Source organism: Enterovibrio norvegicus DSM 15893, assembly GCF_900115495.1.
GTDB lineage: Bacteria > Pseudomonadota > Gammaproteobacteria > Enterobacterales > Vibrionaceae > Enterovibrio > Enterovibrio norvegicus.
This window is the reverse complement of the sequence record NZ_FOWR01000088.1, coordinates 1-1,839: the sequence shown is the minus strand read 5'-3', so window position 1 is coordinate 1,839 and position 1,839 is coordinate 1. Positions and strand designations below refer to the sequence as shown.

At 42.4% G+C, this 1,839-nt stretch carries 3 protein-coding genes; all 3 read right to left on the bottom strand.

What is annotated here, in order from left to right; translation table 11 throughout:
* Positions 1 to 211: 211 nt before the first annotated feature.
* Positions 212 to 607: an NUDIX domain-containing protein gene (locus BM082_RS24480; RefSeq protein WP_074928996.1), complete on the bottom strand. Its 396-nt coding sequence runs from the start codon at positions 605 to 607 to the stop codon at positions 212 to 214.
* A gap of 124 nt (positions 608 to 731) precedes the next feature.
* Positions 732 to 1,169, bottom strand: coding sequence for a GNAT family N-acetyltransferase (locus tag BM082_RS24475; protein ID WP_074928994.1), 438 nt, complete (start codon positions 1,167 to 1,169; stop codon positions 732 to 734).
* A gap of 125 nt (positions 1,170 to 1,294) precedes the next feature.
* On the bottom strand, positions 1,295 to 1,735 hold the full coding sequence (locus BM082_RS24470; RefSeq protein ID WP_074928992.1) for a hypothetical protein: 441 nt from the start codon (positions 1,733 to 1,735) through the stop codon (positions 1,295 to 1,297).
* Positions 1,736 to 1,839: the final 104 nt, after the last annotated feature.

Here is a 1,839-nt window from a genome sequence, read left to right as displayed (position 1 = left end):
CATCAATGAGCAGCAATATCAGTGGGCTATGCTCGAATATCAGAGGCTGACACATTCGTCAGGGTTGGGCGAATTATGAGGGGATCCTTCAGCGTTCGAATAACGGGCGTTTACTAGCCAAAACTGATTGAAGCGCCGAGACCACAGCGTTTCTATGGAAAAATGCGCCACGAGTAAACGTCCATCGTTGATTCGCTTGTTAGAACGTACTTTAAATAAGTAGTCCTTGCATTCTTTTCATCTCTCTCAAAGCAACTCTATCGGCTTCAATACCTATTTGAGACTCCGAGAATGAACACCACATAACTTCGTCAGCTTCTCTGCTAAACAATTTACCGCTCCAATCGAGAACAACGTAATAGTGGATCAGTTGTAACTCTTGCGTTGGGTGATGAAGAGAGCACAGGTAATAATATGTATTTGGTACAACTTCTAACTCTTCCATGAGTTCACGAACTAAGGCTTGCTCGCGTGTTTCACCTAGCTCAATATGCCCGCCGGGCAAGGTGATCAATCCAGGGTCGGTCTCCTTATGTAAGGAACGCTGCTCGAAAAGTACTTTGTCGCCATTGACCAACATGAAACTGACGCATTCCTTTACCGTCATCAATTACCCCATTGAGTTCTAACGTTAGCATAACGGGAATTTACTAGCCCAAACTGATTGAAACGGCTAAATCACGGCGTTTCTGTAAAAAATGCGCCACGAGTAAACGTCTCTCGTTCGCTTGTTAGGCTTGTAGCTCAAGCAGGAGCTCATCCCCAGAGCTTTTCACCACTTCAAAACCTAACTTCAAATACAGTCGCTTAGCTGGATTCGTTTCAATCACGCTTAACCCAACCTTAGATTTCGTTGTTTCCGCTTTAGCAATTAGGTCAAGAATTAGCTTACTGCCAATTTTCAAACCTTGAAACCCTGGAGAAATCTGAATTTGAACTAAATACCAATAGTTAAGTTCTTCGGTGTACGTGGCTTTGAACAGCCCAACAGGCTTACCATCCAATTCAACGATTTTTGCATGAGAAAATTCAAAGCGTATTCGCCTCTCATACTCTTCAGCAGTCGTTGGCATACCGACTTCTTCTAGATACTGCCTCATCGTTTTATCACGTAATGACAACAAAAAAGGAATATCTGTCTCACTCGCCCGCCTAAGGGAAATTTCCATGTTTTCTCCAAAAGCCTAACGCTGTGATAACGGGCACTTGCCCGCACTAAACCTCACCAAACCAATGTATTCACACCACTTTCTAAGCGCTTCGAGATTGGCAAGGTGTCCTGTTCATGACTTTGTTAGGCTTTCATTTCGCACAAATATTCCAACAGTTGCTTTTCAACTTTAACTGGATTTCCATGAATTCCATCATAAGCTAACTTCAAGTCATCCCAAAATGAGCACAATCCAGAATAGCCTTGCAGTGAAGTCTCGTATGCAGACCAAATAAATAGTCTCTCCGCTACTGTTAAATAATCTGCAGTACCGAGCACTAAAGAGTCGTAACACAATTCAAAAAATACTTTTATTGCCTGTTCTTCGTCATATCCTAAGGATAAAGTTTTTAGGTGAATTAGCGCCATACTCTCTTCTTTACACGAAGAAAGTTCGAGCAATTCGAAACAGCGATCATCTTCTTTTAAAATGATCGAGTCTGCCCATAAAGTCACGTCTTGAAGACGAATAACACCTAATGGTAATGCTTGAAGATACGCATAAGATATATTGCTTTGATTCATATAGAAGCCTAACGCTGTGATAACGGGCACTTTCCCGCACTAAACCTGACCAAGCCTATGTATTCACGACACTTTCTAAGCGCTTCGAGATTGGCAAGGTGTCC

Bases quoted from the DNA above. Each gene is read 5' to 3' on its own strand.
- BM082_RS24480 (WP_074928996.1), bottom strand. From the start codon at position 607: ATGACGGTAAAGGAATGCGTCAGTTTCATGTTGGTCAATGGCGACAAA.
- BM082_RS24475 (WP_074928994.1), bottom strand. From the start codon at position 1,169: ATGGAAATTTCCCTTAGGCGGGCGAGTGAGACAGATATTCCTTTTTTG.
- BM082_RS24470 (WP_074928992.1), bottom strand. From the start codon at position 1,735: ATGAATCAAAGCAATATATCTTATGCGTATCTTCAAGCATTACCATTA.